Below are 14997 nucleotides of genomic sequence, written 5' to 3' on the forward strand. Positions count from 1 at the left end.
GAATGTGATGAGGGGAGGCACCCGGCCAGACCAGGAACGCGCGCAGCACGGCAGGGCCCGCCCCGCCGTAGGCCCTGACCCGCTTGCTCTGCGCCCGGGAGGCGCCGTGACGTGAAGCGGACGGCGACCTACCGCGAGGCGGTCCGCTCCGGGCTGCGCGAGGCGCTCCGGCGCGAGCCGCGGGCCTTCCTGATGGGCGAGGACGTGGGCCGCTACGGCGGCGCCTACGCGTGCAGCGCCGGCCTGCTCGAGGAGTTCGGCCCGGAGCGGGTCCGCGACACGCCGCTCGCCGAGTCGACCTTCGTCGGCGCCGGCATCGGCGCCGCCCTCGGCGGGGCGCGCCCGATCGTCGAGGTGATGACGGTCAACTTCAGCCTGCTCGCGCTCGACCAGATCGTGAACAACGCGGCGGCGCTCCGGCACATGTCCGGCGGCCAGTTCTCGATCCCGCTCGTCGTGCGCATGGCCACGGGGGGCGGCCGCCAGCTCGCCGCGCAGCACTCGCACAGCCTCGAGAACTGGTACGCGCACGTGCCCGGGCTCAAGGCGCTCGCGCCCGCGACGGTGCAGGACGCGCGCGACATGCTGCTCGCCGGGCTCGACGATCCCGACCCGGTGGTCGTCTTCGAGCACCAGTACCTCTACCCCATGGAGGGCGAGCTCGACGACGAGGCGCCCCCCGCGACTCCCTTCCGCGCGGCGGTGCGGCGCGCGGGCCGCCACGTGAGCCTGATCGCGCACGGCGGCTCGGTCCCGAAGGCGCTCGCCGCGGCCGAGCAGCTCGCGGGCCGCGGCGTCGAGGCCGAGGTGCTGGACCTCCGGTGCCTGCGGCCGCTCGACGAGGAGGCGATCCTCGCGACCGTACGGCGGACGCACCGCGCCGTGCTCGTCGACGAGGGGTGGCGGAGCGGGAGCCTCGCCGCCGAGGTGAGCGCGCGGATCATGGAGGGCGCGTTCTACGAGCTCGACGCGCCCGTCGCGCGGGTGTGCAGCGCCGAGGCGCCGATCCCCTACGCGCGCCACCTCGAGGAGGCGGCGCTGCCGCAGGTCCCGCGCATCGTCTCCGCCGTGGAGAGGACGGTGCGGCGCGATGGCTGAGTTCCTGATGCCCTCGCTCGGCGCGGACATGGAGGCCGGGACGCTGGTGAAGTGGCGCCGCGCGGTGGGGGATCGCGTCGCGCGCGACGACGTGATCGCCGAGGTCGAGACGGAGAAAGGGCTCGTGGAGGTCGAGGTGTTCACGAGCGGCGTCATCGACCGGCTCCTCGTGGAGCCCGGGCAGAAGGTGCCCGTCGGCACGGCGATGGCCGTGATCCTCGAGGGGCGTGAGGCAGCGGTCGGCGCGCCCCCACCCGCCGCGCCTGCCGCGCCCGCCATGCCCGCGCCGCCGGTTCCTCCCCCGGCGGCCGCCGTGGCGCCGCAGGAGGCCGCCGCGGCGCCGCCCGCGGCCCTCGCGCAGGGGCCACGCGTGTCTCCCCGCGCGAGGCGGCGGGCGCAGGAGCTCGGGGTCGACCTCACGCGGGTCCAGGGGACAGGACCGGACGGCGCCGTCGAGGCCGCGGATGTCGAGCGGGCGGCGGCGGCCGGCACGAAGGACGCGGCGGCCGATGCCATGACGAAGGAAGCGTCGGCCCGCATGCGCCGGGCGATCGCGGCGGCGATGACCCGATCGAAGCGCGAGGCGCCGCACTTCTACCTCGGCACGACCATCGACCTCCGCACGGCGATGTCCTGGATCGAGCGGGAGAACGCGGAGCGCAACGTGGCCGGGCGGCTCCTGCCGGGCGCGCTCCTCCTCAAGGCGGCGGCGCTCGCCCTGCGCGACGTCCCCGAGCTGAACGCCCGCTGGGAGGGGGATGAGGCCCCGCCCGCCCCGAGGATCCACCTCGGCGTGGCGGTGTCGCTCCGGGGCGGCGGGCTCGTGGCGCCGGCGCTGCACGACGCGGACCGGCTGCCGCTCGCCGAGCTGATGGCCGCCTTGAAGGACCTGGTCCAGCGCGCCCGGGCCGGGACGCTCCGGAGCTCCGAGATGAGCGACCCCACGATCACCGTCACGAGCCTCGGGGAGCGCGGCGTGGAGACGGTGTTTCCCGTCATCTTTCCGCCGCAGGTGGCCATCGTCGGGTTCGGCAAGATCGCCGAGCGGCCGTGGGTCGTCGAGGGCCGTGTGGTGCCGCGGCCGCTCGTGAACGCGACGCTCGCCGCGGACCACCGGGTGACGGACGGCCACCGCGCGGCCGCCTACCTCGCCTCGCTCGACGCGCTCCTGCAACGACCGGAGGGACTTTGACCGATGAACAAGGACGAGATCGAGGCCGTCGTGCGCCGGGAGCTCCTGCGCATCGCGCCGGAGGCGGACATCGGGGCGCTCGGCGTGGACCGTGACTTCCGCGAGGAGCTCGACATCGATTCGATGGATTTCCTTCGCTTCGTGACGGCCCTCGACGGCGAGCTCGGCGTGAGCGTGCCCGAGTCGGATTACCGGCGGATCGCGACGGTCCGCGGCTGCACCGACTACCTGGCGAAGACGCTCGCGCAGCGGGCGGCGTAGCGTCAGCCGTGCCCGCGGTCACCGCGCCGGAGCTGGCGCGCGACGTACCGCCACGCGCTCGCGCAGCCGAGCGAGAGCCCGAGCAGACCGAGACCGGCCCGGAGCATGACGCCTGTCCGCAAGCGCGCGTCGAGCCAGCTCCCCGCGAAGAGCCCGAGCAGGGCCGGCAGCACGACGAGCCACCCGAGGCCGACCAGGGACAGCGCGAGCCCCAGCGGTCGCCCCCGCTCCCACGCCCAGCGCCTGCGCCGCTCGCCGAACCGGACGACGCCCTCGTGCAAGGGATCGCGCTCCCTCGGCGCGCGCCCCGGCCCCTCGCTTCCCGGGGACGTCACCGCGGCTCCAGCCGAGGGACCCCATGGCGCGGCCCTGTGATCCGCAGGTGGTCGGCCACCCTGCACAGCAGCGCTCCCTCCAGCCGGCGCAGGCCGCGGGCGGCCTCCTCCTCGGCGGCGGCCGTGCGGCGATAGCGGACGAGCACGTCGCGCTCGAGCTGGTCCAGGTCGTCGCTCGCGACGGCCTCGCGGGTGAGGACCTCGACCGCCCGCCGCTCGCGGACGGTCAGCACACCGCCGCGCACCGCCACGAAGCGCTCGCGCCCCGCGTCGTCCCGGTACACGAGCACCGAGACGACGAGCACCGTGAGCAGGTCCGCGTGCCCCGGGAGGATCCCGAAGGAGCCCGTCGGGTCCTCGGCGCGGACGTGGCGGACCGGATCCACCTCCGCGATCAGCGCCGCCGGCGTCACGATCGTGAGCCTCACGATCCCTTCACCCGCGCGCGCGCCTCGTCGAGCGTGCCCACCATGTACAGCGCGGCCTCCGGCCAGTCGTCGCACTCTCCGGCGAGGATCGCGTCGCACCCCCGGATGCACTCGGCGACCTCGACCATCGCGCCCGCGCGCCCCGTGAACTGCTGGGTCACGACGAACGGCTGCGTGAGGAACCGCTGGAGCCGCCGCGCCCGCGCGACCGTGCGCCGGTCCTCCGGCGAGAGCTCCTCGATCCCGAGCATCGCGATGATGTCGGCGAGCTCCCGGTACTCCGCCAGCGTGCGGCGGACCTGCGCGCTGGTCCGGTAATGGCCCGCGCCGACGACGAGCGGATCCATCAAGATCGAGCTCGAGGTCAGGGGGTCGATCGCCGGATAGATCCCCTCGCTCGACAGCTTGCGCGAGAGCACGATCGCCGCGTCGAGGTGCGTGAGGATCTGCGCGACCGCCGGATCGGTCATGTCGTCGGCGGGGACGTACACGGCCTGGATCGACGTCATGGATGCGCGCGCGGTGGAGGCGATCCGCTCCTCGATCTCGGCGATCTCCGTGGCGAGCGTGGGCTGGTAGCCCACCCGGGAGGGCAGGCGCCCGAGGAGGCCGGAGACCTCGCTGCCGGCCTGGACGAAGCGGAAGATGTTGTCGATGAGCAGCAGCACGTCCTGCCCGCGTTCGTCGCGGAAGAACTCGGCGTGCGCCAGCGCCGTCATCCCGACGCGGAAGCGCGCGCCCGGCGGCTCGTTCATCTGGCCGAAGACCAGCACCGTCCGGTCGAGCACCCCCGAGGAGCGCATCTCGAGCCAGAGCTCGTTCCCCTCGCGCGATCGCTCGCCGATCCCCGCGAACACCGCGATGCCGCGCTGCTTCGAGATCGTGCTCCGGATGAGCTCCATCAAGAGCACCGTCTTGCCGACCCCGGCCCCGCCGAAGAGCCCTGCCTTCCCCCCGCGCGCGAGCGGCGCGAGCAGGTCGATCACCTTGATGCCCGTGGGGTAGACCTCGCGCGCCCGCACCTCGGCCTCGAGCGGCGGCGCCGGGCGGGAGATCGGGCGGCGCGGGGTGTCCGGCGGGAAAGCGCCGCGCCGATCGAGCGGGTCACCAAGGACGTCGACCAGCCGGCCCAGCGCGGCCTCTCCCACGGGCACCGAGATCGGCGCCCCGGCGGCCACGACGCGCGCCCCGCGCTGCAAGCCCCCGGTGAACCCGAGGGCCACCGTCCGCACGTGCTCGGGATCGAGCTGCTGCTGCACCTCGAGCACGAGGCGGCGGCCGCTGACCTCGAGCGTCAGCGCCTCGCCCGTGCGCGGGAGCGCCCCGGCGGGGAACGCGACGTCGACCACCGATCCCCGCACCCTGCACACGGCGCCCTCGGCCCGCCCCGCGCCGGCTCCGCCGCCGCCCGCCATCGTCACCCCTCCGCCTCGCGCAGCGGCTCCGCGCCGGCGGCGATCTCGAGGAGCTCGCTCGTGATCGCCTCCTGCCGCGCGGTGCGCTCCGCGCGCGAGAGCTCGTCGAGCTCCTCCCGCAGGCTGCGCTGCGACGCCTCCATCGCCGCGAGGCGCGCCGCGCGCTCACACGCGAACGCCTCGCCGAGCGCCCAGACCACCTGGGCCAGGCAGTGCTCCTCGATGATCCGCGCGACGAGCGCGGCCGCCGGCAACGTGCGCAGCGGGGGCTCGCCCCGCGCCGCCCCCGCGCCGGACCCGCGCTCCGGCGGGAACAGCCGGAGCGCCTCGGGCCGCCACCCGAGCGCGCCGGCGCGCCGCGCGAACACCAGATCGACGCAGGCGATCGCGCCGCCGGCGATCGCGCCGAACAGGTCCCGCGTGAGCCGGTCCGCGGCCGGTCCGACGCCCGAGATCGTCGACGGCAGCGGGCCCGAGGCCAGCGCGGCGACGCCGCGGTCGCGGCAGAGCCGGAGCCCCCGCGTGCCCAGCGCGGCGAGCTCCGCCGGCCCCGGATCGTCGCGGGCGACGCGGAGCGCCGCGTCGAGCAGCCGCTCGTTGAGCGCGCCGACGAACCCGTGCTCCGAGAAGAGGACCACGACGCGCCGGGCGCCGGCGGCGCCGGCGGGCTCCTCGAAGGGCACACGCCCCTCCTCCGCGTCGAGCAGCTCGAGCGCCTGGCCGAGCGCCTCCCGCGTCGCCGCGGCGTAACGCTCGAACCCCATGAAGGCGTCGTTGGCCTGCCGCCGGTGCGACGCGGCGACCGAGCGCATCGCGTCGACCACCTTCGCCGCCTGCGAGAGCGTGCGGATCCGCGCGGCGAGCTCAGCCGCGTCCATCGCCTCGCCCCTCGTCGCCGCGAGCGCCGACCTCGGCCGCCATCGCGGCCAGCTCGGCGAGGAGCGCGCGGCGCTCCTCCGGCGTGGGCTCGACGCCCGCCTCGAGCCGCGCGAGCGTCGCGGGACACCGCGCCGGGAGCCCGCGGTCGAGCGCCTCGCGGAGCGCGTCGATCGCCGCCACCGGGAGCGGGTCGAGCAGGCCCTCCTGGAGCGCCATCAGCAAGGCGATCTGCCGCCCCACCGACAGCGGCCGGTGCAGCGGCTGCGCCATCGCCGCGCGCGCTCGACGACCGCGCTCGAGCGCTCGCTTCGTGGCCTCCTCCGCGCCCCCGCCGACGCGCGCGAACAGCTCGAGCTCCAGGAACTGCGCGTACTCGAGCCGGAGGCTCTCCGCGACGGCGCGCATCGCGGGCGTCTGCGTCTTGCCGCCGACGCGGGACACGCTCTTGCCGACGTCGATCGCGGGCTTCCATCCCTCGTTGTAGAGGCGCGGGTCGAGGAAGATCTGCCCGTCGGTGATCGAGATGAGGTTGGTCGGGATGTACGCGCTCAGGTTGCTGGCCTGCGTCTCGGCGATGGGCAGCATGGTCAGCGAGCCGCCGCCTCGCGCCCCGGTCAGCTTCGCGGCGCGCTCCAGCAGCCGCGAGTGCAGGTAGAACACGTCGCCCGGGAACGCCTCGCGCCCCGGGGGCTGGCGCAGCAAGAGCGAGAGCTGCCGGTGCACGAGGGCATGGCTCGTGAGGTCGTCGAGGACGAGCAGCGCGTGCCCGCCGCGCTCGACGAAGTGCTCCGCCATCGAGCAGGCCGCGTAGGGGGTGAGCCACTGGAGCCCGGCCGTGGCGTCCGGCGCGGCGACGACGCACGTGGTCCGGTTCTTCGGGCCGTAGCGGCGAACGGCGTCGATCACCGCGCCGACCGAGGACGAGGTCTGGCCGATCGCCGCATAGATGCACACGACGTCGGTCTCCCGCTGGCTCAGGATTGCGTCGACCGCGATCGCGGTCTTTCCGGTGCCGCGGTCGCCGATGATGAGCTCGCGCTGGCCGCGCCCGAGCGGGAGCATCGCGTCGATGAGGAGGATCCCCGTGAAGAGCGGCTCGGCCACGGGGTCGCGATCGACGATGGACGGCGCACGGCGCTCGATCGGCGCGCGCGCGCGGGAGACCGCCGCCCCGCCGAGCGGGCCGCCCCCGTCGATCGGCGCGCCGAGCGGGTCGACGACGCGCCCGAGCAGCGCCTCCCCGACGGGCACGTCGATCACCGCGCCCGTCCCCTGGACGGCGGAGCCCGCGGCGATGCCCCTGTCCGGACCGAGCAGCACGCAGCCGATCGCGCCGGGATCGAGCGCCACCGCGAGGCCGCGCGTGCCGTCCTCGAAGACGAGGACCTCGTCGAGCCTCGCGCTGGGCAGGCCGCTGACGGTCGCGATGCCGTCGGCCACGCGGAGCACGCGCCCGACCTCCCGCGCCTCCGGTCCGAGAGGAAGGCCGCGCGCGCGGTCCCTCGCCCGCCCGACCCAGCCGCCGAGGTCCTCAGCAAGCCCCATCCCGCACCTCGAGGGCGGCCGCGATCCGCTGGAGCCACGCCCGGTAGCTGAGCTGCCACACCCCGTGGGGGAAGCGCAGCTCCAGGCCCGCGACCATCGACGGATCGACCTGGAACACCAGAGCCACGGGGCGCGCGGCGACCCCCGAGAGCCACGCGCGGAGCCGCTGCTCCGCGTCCTTCCCGAGCGGGCTCGCCGAGACCACCTCCACGCGCGCCTCGTCGAGCTGGTCGAGCTGCCGGGCGACGAGCCGCCGCTGCTCCGGCTCGTCCAGGGTCTGCATGGCCCGGGCGACCAGGAGGGCGTCCTGCCCCGCCGACGCCTCGCGGAGCAGCCTCTCCGCGATCGTGATCGCGAGCTCGGTGGCCTGCGCCTCGAGCTCGCGGAGCGCATGCGCCCGCTCCTCCGCGATCTCGGCCCGCGCCTGCTCGATCAGGCAGCGCGCCTTCTGCTCCGCCTCCTCGCGGACCCGCTGCGCCTCCCCGTCGGCGCGGCGCAGCGACGCCTCGAGCTCGCGGCGCCCCTCCTCGGCGAGCGCCGCGCGCCTGACCTGCGCCTCCTGCTCGGCCCGCTGCGCCCGCGCGCGCTCCTCGCGCGCATCGCCGAGCACGGCCGCGGCGTCCCGCTGCCGCGCCTCGACGATCCTGGCCACCGGCTTCCACAGGAAGCGCTGGAGGAGCCAGGCGAGCACGAGGAAATTGACCGTCTGCAGCGCGATGTTCCAGCCGGAGACGTGCATGGCTCAGCGCACGAACGGGTTGGCGAAGAGCAGGACGAGCGCGACCACGAGGCAGTAGATCGCCGTGGCCTCGATCATCGCGAGGCCGACGAACAGGGTCCGCGCGATCGTCGAGCTCGCCTCCGGCTGGCGGGCGATCGCCTCCATGGCCGCGACGATCGCGCGGCCCTCGGCGAACGCCGGCCCGACGGCCCCGGCGCTGACCGCGAGCACGGCGCCGAGGATGCTCAGGCTCTCCGCGCTCACGCGGCCCTCCCGTCGACCTGCTCCTCGATCGCCGCGCCGACGTAGACGGCCGCGAGCACGGTGAAGATGTACGACTGCACGATCCCCACGAACAGCGCGAACGCCATGACGGGGATGGGGACGAGGAGGCCGGCCACCGAGACGACCACGGCGAGCACGAGCCCGTGGCTCATGATGTTCCCGAGCAGGCGCATCATCAGGGAGAAGGTCCGGGTCGCCTGCGAGAGGAGGTGGATCGGCGCCAGCAGCGGGCTCGGCTCGAGGAAATGCTTGAGATAGCCGAGCAGGCCGTGCGCGCGGACGCCGTAGCCCGCGACGGAGAAGAAGACGATGAGCGCGAGCGCGAGCGGCGTCTCGATGCGCTCGGTCGGGGCATGGACCATGGGGAGCACGCCGGCGCAGTTGGCGGTGACGAGGAAGAGGAAGAGCGTGCCGAGGAGCGGCAGGTAGGGCGCGGGATCGCGCCGGAGGATGGCGCGGATCTGATCGCCGATCGCGGCGACGACGACCTCCGTGGCGGCCTGGAGCCTGCCTGGCCTCACGGACAGCCGCCGTCCGATCAGGGCGCTCGCGCCCCCGAGCGCCGCCGTGATGGCGACGCTCGTGAGCATGGTCTCCGTGAAGGGCACCGGACCGACGTGGAAGAGGACGGGCTCGGTGAGCGGCGAGCTCATGCGCGCCTGTCCTCCGTCGGACGCAGGCATCCCCGTGCGACCATGCAAGCCACGGCCTGGACGAGCGCGAACCCTGCCACGACGGGCAGGAGGGCGCGGCCGTGGAGCCGCGCGATCGCGGTGAGCGCCGAGAGCAGCAGGAGCCACCGCCCCGCGTGCAGCAGCAGCGCCCGCGCGGTGGCGCCCTCGGCGAGGAGCCGGCGGACGGATCGGGCGAGCGCACCGAAGAAGGCCGCCGCGAGCGACGCGCCGACCAGGGACCAGATGAGGGACGACATGCCGTTCTCCTTGCGCTCCGGGCCGCCCGCTCCGCGCGCCGGCGGCGCGCCGGACCGAGTCGGATCAATAAGAGAGCGGCGCCCGATCGAAAGGCGTGATCCCACGGCCCCGGAACGGAGGTGACGGCGACCCCGAGCTCCGGGGCGCTCGCGGCGAAGGCCAGCCCGGCGCTGCGGAAGCGCCGCAGCGCGCGTGTGCGTGCGCTGCGCGAGCAGCGTGTGGAGCGGCCGTGGCCGCCTGGGCGGCGTGGGCTCTTTGTCGCCACTTCAGCGCCGAGGGCAAGAGCCCGCGCCGGGTACGGTGGTTGCGTGCCGGTCAGGGGAGGTGATGATGGAGGCGCCGAGGCAGATCAAGAAGCTTCGCGGCGCGGGAGAGCCGCCGCCGAACCTCGCCGACTACACGGAGGCGTGCCGCCGCTTCTCGTGGGCGGAGGCGCGGGCCGAGCTGACCGGGTTGCCCGGCGGACAGGGGCTCAACATGGCCTACGAAGCCGTGGACCGCCATGCTGCGGGCGCTGGCAGGGATCGCGTCGCGATCCGCTGGCTCGGCAAGGACGGAGAGCGGGTGGACATCCGCTACGGAGAGCTCGCCGAGCTCACGGCCCGCTTCGCCGGCGCGCTCGCCGGCCTGGGGGTCCGGCCGGGAGATCGCGTCTATACGCTGCTCGGCAGGACGCCGGAGCTCTACGTCGCCGCGCTCGGCGCGCTCAGGCACCGGGCGATCTTCTGTCCGCTGTTCTCGGCCTTCGGCCCCGAGCCGCTGCGCGCGCGGATGAGCATCGGCGAGGCGCGCGTGCTGGTGACCACTTCGCGGCTCTACGCGCGCAGGGTCGCGCCGATCCGCGGCGAGCTCCCGTGGCTCGAGCATGTGATCCTCGTGGACGGCGAGGCGCCGGGGACGCTCTCCTACCGGAGGTTGCTCGACGGGGCGCCCGCCGCGGCGCCGGTCCCGCCGACCGACCCGGAAACGCCGGCCCTGCTGCACTTCACGAGCGGGACGACGGGCACGCCGAAGGGCGCCCTCCACGTCCACGCAGCGGTGCTGATGCACCATGTGACCGGGAGGCTCGCCCTCGACCTCCATCCGGACGACATCTTCTGGTGCACGGCGGACCCGGGATGGGTGACAGGCACCTCGTACGGCATCCTCGCGCCGCTGACGAACGGCGTGACCCTGGTCGTCGACGAGGCCGATTTCGACGCCGAGCGCTGGTACGAGATCCTCGAGCGAGAGCGCGTCACGGTCTGGTACACCGCGCCGACGGCGATCAGGATGCTCATGAAAGCCGGCGTGGAGCCGCTCCGCGCCCGCGACCTCCGCGCGCTCCGCTTCATGGCCAGCGTGGGCGAGCCCCTGAATCCGGACGCGGTGTCATGGAGCAATGATGTGTTTGGTCGCCCCTTCCATGACGGCTGGTGGCAAACCGAGACGGGCGGGATCATGATCGCCAACCTCGCCTCCGTGGATGTCCGCCCGGGATCCATGGGGCGCCCGCTGCCTGGCGTGGAGGCGGCGATCGTCCGCCGCACGCCCGAGGGGGGTGTCGAGGTGATCGAGCAGCCTGACGTGGAGGGGGAGATCGCGCTGCGCCCCGGCTGGCCATCGATGTTTCGCGCCTACTGGAATAACCCAGAGCGTTATGCGAAGTGCTTCGCGGGCGGCTGGTACCTGAGCGGAGATCTCGCCCGGCGCGACGAGGATGGGTATTATTGGTTCGTCGGGCGCGACGACGACGTCATCAAGAGCGCTGGGCACCTCATCGGTCCCTTCGAGGTGGAGAGCACGCTGCTCATGCACCCCGCCGTGGCCGAGGCCGCCGTCATCGGGCGGCCGGATCCGATCGCCGGCGAGGTCGTCAAGGCGTTCGTCGCGCTGAAGCCCGGGCACGCTCCGTCCCCGGACGTCGAGCGGGAGCTCATCGGCTTCGCGCGCAAGCACCTCGGGCCGGCGGTCGCGCCGCGCGAGATCGCCTTCGCCGGCTCGGTGCCGCGGACGCGCAGCGGCAAGATCATGCGGCGGCTGCTCCGGGCGCGCGAGCTCGGTCTGCCCGAGGGCGACCTGTCCACGCTCGAGGCGGCCACGGGGGCGACCGGCACGGCCGGGGAGGAGGCGCCGTGAGCGCCGTGCGGGCACGACCCGTCTCTCCGGTCGGCCGCGCAGGTTAGCTCAGCCGCGCGCCGCGTCCGCGCTCGCGGTGCGCCCGGCCGCCGGGCTCACCGCGCCCGGCGAGCTCATTCCCCGCACCTCGGCGCCGGTAGGGTCGTGGCTCTGGATGAGGGACTTGCTTGGCCGAGAGGGCGCGCGGTTCGGGTCGCGCTGGCGTCGTACATGACGCCGGAGCAGGCATCGCGGCCGCAGCGTCGAGGAGGACGCCGGCGAGCTAGGGGCGGCCGTGCGGGTGTCGATGGCCACGTCGGGCGCTGGTGCGTGGACACCGGTGCTCAGCGCCGGCGAGCTCGGGGCCGCCCGAGGACGGCCGCGCCCTCCACCAGGAATTCTGCGTATTCAGCGCTGCGGACGAACTGGTGGATAGGATATTAACCGATCTTCTTGTCGGAGTGATACCCCAGAGTCACCGACGGATTGTCGAGGATGGCGATAGGCGGCATTGGAAACTCGGGACGATGGGGTCGGTCGCGAGAGCCCGTATCGGCGCTCTCGATCTCTGCCCGTTCGCGTCGTGGGGGACAGCGCGCCCCGCCCGGCGTAGACGAGGGTGCGCCGCCGGCACGAGCGTGCCGTGGAGTCGTAAAAGGCCTAATTGACACCGGGTCTTTGGCAACTCAGATTTGTAGAGCAGCGCCCGCAGACTTCGGCGCGAGGCGCATCGAGGCAGGGCTGTACGAGGGGGAGGTCTATATGAGAGGTTCCAAGCAGGTTGTTGATGTTCTGAACGACGTTCTCGCTGCCGAGCTGCTCGCTGTCAGCCAGTACTTCATGCATTCCAAGCTCAACAGGAACCGCGGGTTCATGCGCCTCGCCGATGTCCTGCAGAGGGAATCGAACGATGAGATGTCGCACGCCGGCCGCGTGACAGAGCGTATCCTCTTCCTGGAAGGCACACCGGAGCCGCGGATGAAGGATAACCCGAAGGTCGGCGAGACCGTCACCGAGCAGATGCAGAACGACCTCGCGCTCGAGCACCGCGCCGTGAAGCGCCTGAACGAGGGGATCGCGATCGCGCGCCAGCAGGGGGACAACGCGAGCGCGGAGCTGTTCACCAGGATCCTCACTGACGAGGAGGAGCACGTCGCCTGGATCCAGACGCAGCTCTTCCTCATCGAGAAGCTCGGCGAGAGCACCTACCTCCAGAGTCAACTCACGTCAGGCGGCGACGCAGGAACAGCCGCCCCGACTGGGGCAGCCGCCAAGGGCGGGTGACGGCGACGACCACATCTATCGACATGAAGACGATACTCGACGCGATAGGCAAAACGCCCCTGCTGACGCTCGACGGCATTCACGTGAAATGCGAGCACCTCAACCCCTCTGGATCCATCAAGGACAGGCTCGCCAAGTACGTCGTCGAGAGGGCGGAGATGGCAGGGCTCCTGAAGAAGGACACCACGATCGTCGAGGCCTCGTCCGGAAACACGGGAACAGCCGTCTCCATGGTCGGCGCCGTGAAAGGGTACAAGGTGACGATCTTCATCCCCGAGGGCCTGTCCGCGGAGCGCTACAAGATGATGAGGGCGTTCGGCGCCGACGTGCGGACCGTCCCGCGGGACCGGATGGATCTCGCGGTGCAAAGCGCGATCGCCCTGGGAAAGCAGGAGGATCACTTCCACGTGAACCAGTTCGCGAGCCCCTGGAACGTGGAAGATCATGAAGAGCACCTCGGCGGGGAGATCCTGCGCGCCCTCCGGCGCCGGCGGATCGACGCGGTCGTCGCGGCGATCGGCTCCGGAGGGACCCTGATCGGCCTCGCGAGGGCCTTCAGGCGGGTCAACCCGGACGTCATGGTCCTCGGCGTCGAGCCTGCCCGGTGCGCCCTCGTCCACGGGCGTCTGCATCGACTGCCCACGGTGTGCCGACCTCACCGGATCGAGGGCATCGGCGAAGGGTTCGTGCCCCCGCTCATCGAGGACAACATCGAGCTCATCGACGATGTCCTCCTGATCGAGGACGAAGACGCGATCCAGGAGGCGAGGCGGATCGCGCGTGTGCACGGCTGCTTCGTCGGGGTCTCCTCCGGTGCGAACCTCCTGGCCGCCAGGCGGGTCAAGGAGAAGCGCCCCGAGCTGAGGAACGTGGTCACCTTGTTCCCGGACGAAGGGGAGAAATACCTGAGCGAGCCGTGGTTCTCGCGCTGAGCGCGAGCTCGGCCCGCCCTCGGCGCCGGGCTCCTCGTCTGCTCTGGTCAATGTGGACTCGCGGAGCCCGCAGGCGCGGCGCGGAGCGCGGCGACGAGGAGCACGGCCACGAGAAGGATCAGCGCGATGCCCGCCGAGAGGGCGCGGATGTGCCCCTCCCGCATCGATCGCCGCCCGGGCGGCCTCGATCCGACGAGCACGAAGTGCTCTGCGTGCACGCGCCCGCCGGGCACGGCGCGGTCGCGGAGCGCCCGCTCCACGACATTCATCATCGGCTCGGGGCCGCACACGAAGACCTCCGCGCCCTCGTACCGGTCCGTCAGGTAGCGGTCGAGGAGCTCGCGTCCGATGAGCCCGCCCTGCCCGCTCCAGCCGGGGGCCGGTCTCTCGATGACGTGTACGACGCGGAGGTCCATGGCGCGGGCGAGCTCTTCGAGCTCCTGCGCGAACACGATCTTGTCGACGGTGCTGCTCGCGTACACGAGGAGGACCGGGCGCCGATCGCCCCGGTCGTGCAGCGTGCGGATCATGCTCATCATCGGCGTGACGCCGATCCCGCCGGCGATGCAGACGAGCGGGCGCCGAGCCCGGAGATCGAGCGCGAAGGCGCCGTACGGCCCGGCGAGGTACGCCCGCGTCCCCACGGGGGTCTGCCCGATCGTGCGCGTGAAGTCGCCGAGCTCCTTGATCGTGAGCTCCACGCGCCGCGGCGAGGCCGCGCTCGACGCGATGGTGAAGGGGTGCTGCCGGGGCGAGAACGGCGACCGGCCCAGCGTGAGCCAGACCGATTGGCCGGGCTGGAACCGGAGCCCGTCATGCCCGGCCGCCTCGAGGACCAGGGTCCAGACGCCATCCCGCTCGCGGCGCACCTCGGCGACACGCCACGGTCGCCGGAGCGCCAGCAGCGGACGCAGCAGGTGGGACGCGACCAGCGCCGCCGCCGGGACAGCGACGAGCGCCGTGACGGCGGCCTGCTTCGCCGGCGTCGCGCTCGAGCGTCCGATCATGAGCACGTGCCAGAGCGCGACGCCCACGACGATCACCGCCAGCAGCCCATGCCCGACGCGCCACGCCTCGTAGGGGATGCGCAGCCGGGTCAGCTGGCGCGGGACGAGCACGAGCAGCAGGAGACCCATCAGCGCGAAGGCGAGGGCCAGCGCGCGCGGCGCGCTCGCGGAGAGGTCCAGGAGGTGCGCGACGTACCAGGGCTCGGCGGCGGCGAGGAGCACGACGTGCGCGGCGACGAAGGCCGCGGTCCACAGCCCGGCCTGCCGGTGGAAGAGGAGCACCGCGTCCAGGCCGAGCGCGTTGACGACGCGCCGTACCCGCGCCCCCAGCGCGAGCTGGAGCGAAAGGAGCGCCAGCGCGACGTAGCCGAGCCCTGCCGCGATCTCCACCGCGAGATCTCGTCCTTTCGGGACGGCGCCGACGAGCAGCAGCAAGAGGACGCTCGCGGCGAGCGCCAGGTAGACGGCGATCCAGAGCAGCCGAGCGACGCGCGTGCGCGCTGCCCCCCACGCTTCCACGGCCAAGGCTACTCCGGCGCGCCCGCTTCGATCCACGCGCGCACCAGCCCGGCAGCGTCTCCCCACG

General features: G+C 73.3%; 15 protein-coding genes and 1 pseudogene. 6 read left to right on the plus strand and 10 right to left on the minus strand.

All coding sequences use genetic code 11. The features are described 5' to 3' along the window. Positions 1-111 precede the first annotated feature (111 nt). Genes WMF29_RS14855 through WMF29_RS14865 form a run of 3 tightly spaced genes read left to right on the plus strand, consistent with a single transcriptional unit; the run spans position 112 to position 2551 of the window. Positions 112-1098 carry an alpha-ketoacid dehydrogenase subunit beta gene (locus WMF29_RS14855; RefSeq protein ID WP_437329457.1) on the plus strand — a complete coding sequence of 329 codons (987 nt, stop codon included), beginning with the start codon at positions 112-114 and terminating at the stop codon, positions 1096-1098. Then, complete coding sequence (locus WMF29_RS14860; RefSeq protein WP_437329458.1) at positions 1091-2290, plus strand: dihydrolipoamide acetyltransferase family protein; 1200 nt, start codon at positions 1091-1093, stop codon at positions 2288-2290. Before WMF29_RS14855 ends, WMF29_RS14860 begins: the two co-directional genes overlap by 8 nt. A 3-nt stretch (positions 2291-2293) precedes the next feature. After that, complete coding sequence (locus WMF29_RS14865) at positions 2294-2551, plus strand: acyl carrier protein (RefSeq protein WP_437329459.1); 258 nt, start codon at positions 2294-2296, stop codon at positions 2549-2551. Between the two features lie 2 nt (positions 2552-2553). Here the strand turns inward: WMF29_RS14865 and WMF29_RS14870 are convergent, their stop codons facing one another. The 9 genes and pseudogenes from WMF29_RS14870 to WMF29_RS14910 form a co-directional block, all read right to left on the minus strand. Further along, the gene (locus tag WMF29_RS14870; RefSeq protein ID WP_437331120.1) at positions 2554-2886 is read right to left on the minus strand and encodes an AtpZ/AtpI family protein; all 333 of its coding nucleotides are present in this window, start codon (positions 2884-2886) and stop codon (positions 2554-2556) included. Beyond that, the gene (locus tag WMF29_RS14875) at positions 2883-3314 is read right to left on the minus strand and encodes a F0F1 ATP synthase subunit epsilon (protein ID WP_437331121.1); all 432 of its coding nucleotides are present in this window, start codon (positions 3312-3314) and stop codon (positions 2883-2885) included. The genes WMF29_RS14870 and WMF29_RS14875 overlap by 4 nt, the downstream gene beginning before the upstream one ends. Then, positions 3205-4729: pseudogene (atpD, locus tag WMF29_RS14880) on the minus strand (F0F1 ATP synthase subunit beta); the annotation flags it as partial. The gene WMF29_RS14875 and the pseudogene atpD, both read right to left, overlap by 110 nt. Before the next feature lie 2 nt (positions 4730-4731). Next, positions 4732-5607 (minus strand): F0F1 ATP synthase subunit gamma, encoded by an 876-nt coding sequence (locus tag WMF29_RS14885; RefSeq protein ID WP_437329460.1) that lies wholly within the window; start codon positions 5605-5607, stop codon positions 4732-4734. Beyond that, positions 5594-7153, minus strand: a complete 1560-nt coding sequence (locus WMF29_RS14890; RefSeq protein ID WP_437329461.1) for a F0F1 ATP synthase subunit alpha — start codon at positions 7151-7153, stop codon at positions 5594-5596. The genes WMF29_RS14885 and WMF29_RS14890 overlap by 14 nt, the downstream gene beginning before the upstream one ends. After that, positions 7140-7892: a F0F1 ATP synthase subunit B gene (gene atpF / locus WMF29_RS14895; protein WP_437329462.1), complete on the minus strand. Its 753-nt coding sequence runs from the start codon at positions 7890-7892 to the stop codon at positions 7140-7142. Before atpF ends, WMF29_RS14890 begins: the two co-directional genes overlap by 14 nt. A gap of 3 nt (positions 7893-7895) precedes the next feature. Continuing rightward, entirely contained in the window at positions 7896-8138 is a 243-nt protein-coding gene (locus tag WMF29_RS14900; protein ID WP_437329463.1) for a F0F1 ATP synthase subunit C, read from the minus strand. Further along, positions 8135-8812, minus strand: coding sequence for a F0F1 ATP synthase subunit A (atpB, locus tag WMF29_RS14905; RefSeq protein WP_437329464.1), 678 nt, complete (start codon positions 8810-8812; stop codon positions 8135-8137). The genes WMF29_RS14900 and atpB overlap by 4 nt, the downstream gene beginning before the upstream one ends. After that, positions 8809-9090, minus strand: a complete 282-nt coding sequence (locus tag WMF29_RS14910) for an N-ATPase subunit AtpR (RefSeq protein WP_437329465.1) — start codon at positions 9088-9090, stop codon at positions 8809-8811. Before WMF29_RS14910 ends, atpB begins: the two co-directional genes overlap by 4 nt. Before the next feature lie 331 nt (positions 9091-9421). Here WMF29_RS14910 and acsA point away from each other — a divergent pair, with 331 nt between their 5' ends. The 3 genes from acsA to WMF29_RS14925 all read left to right on the plus strand — a co-directional run bounded on the left by acsA (position 9422) and on the right by WMF29_RS14925 (position 13404). After that, entirely contained in the window at positions 9422-11209 is a 1788-nt protein-coding gene (gene acsA / locus WMF29_RS14915) for an acetate--CoA ligase (protein ID WP_437331122.1), read from the plus strand. 474 nt (positions 11210-11683) lie between these two features. Next, positions 11684-12472 (plus strand): bacterioferritin, encoded by a 789-nt coding sequence (gene bfr / locus WMF29_RS14920; RefSeq protein ID WP_437329466.1) that lies wholly within the window; start codon positions 11684-11686, stop codon positions 12470-12472. A gap of 23 nt (positions 12473-12495) precedes the next feature. Beyond that, complete coding sequence (locus tag WMF29_RS14925; RefSeq protein WP_437329467.1) at positions 12496-13404, plus strand: PLP-dependent cysteine synthase family protein; 909 nt, start codon at positions 12496-12498, stop codon at positions 13402-13404. A 47-nt stretch (positions 13405-13451) separates the two neighbouring features. Here WMF29_RS14925 and WMF29_RS14930 read toward each other — a convergent pair whose 3' ends face one another. Continuing rightward, entirely contained in the window at positions 13452-14930 is a 1479-nt protein-coding gene (locus WMF29_RS14930; protein ID WP_437331123.1) for a ferredoxin reductase family protein, read from the minus strand. Between the last annotated feature and the right edge of the window lie 67 nt (positions 14931-14997).

The organism is Sorangium sp. So ce381, from assembly GCF_051473845.1.
GTDB classification, from domain to species: domain Bacteria; phylum Myxococcota_A; class Polyangia; order Polyangiales; family Polyangiaceae; genus Sorangium; species Sorangium atrum.

What these genes read in the sequence shown, in the direction of transcription:
- WMF29_RS14860 (WP_437329458.1), top strand. Translation starts at nt 1,091, where the DNA reads ATGGCTGAGTTCCTGATGCCCTCGCTCGGCGCGGACATGGAGGCCGGG.
- WMF29_RS14865 (WP_437329459.1), top strand. Translation starts at nt 2,294, where the DNA reads ATGAACAAGGACGAGATCGAGGCCGTCGTGCGCCGGGAGCTCCTGCGC.
- WMF29_RS14885 (WP_437329460.1), bottom strand. Translation starts at nt 5,607, where the DNA reads ATGGACGCGGCTGAGCTCGCCGCGCGGATCCGCACGCTCTCGCAGGCG.
- WMF29_RS14890 (WP_437329461.1), bottom strand. Translation starts at nt 7,153, where the DNA reads ATGGGGCTTGCTGAGGACCTCGGCGGCTGGGTCGGGCGGGCGAGGGAC.
- atpF (WP_437329462.1), bottom strand. Translation starts at nt 7,892, where the DNA reads ATGCACGTCTCCGGCTGGAACATCGCGCTGCAGACGGTCAATTTCCTC.
- atpB (WP_437329464.1), bottom strand. Translation starts at nt 8,812, where the DNA reads ATGAGCTCGCCGCTCACCGAGCCCGTCCTCTTCCACGTCGGTCCGGTG.
- WMF29_RS14910 (WP_437329465.1), bottom strand. Translation starts at nt 9,090, where the DNA reads ATGTCGTCCCTCATCTGGTCCCTGGTCGGCGCGTCGCTCGCGGCGGCC.
- acsA (WP_437331122.1), top strand. Translation starts at nt 9,422, where the DNA reads ATGGAGGCGCCGAGGCAGATCAAGAAGCTTCGCGGCGCGGGAGAGCCG.
- bfr (WP_437329466.1), top strand. Translation starts at nt 11,684, where the DNA reads ATGGCGATAGGCGGCATTGGAAACTCGGGACGATGGGGTCGGTCGCGA.
- WMF29_RS14925 (WP_437329467.1), top strand. Translation starts at nt 12,496, where the DNA reads ATGAAGACGATACTCGACGCGATAGGCAAAACGCCCCTGCTGACGCTC.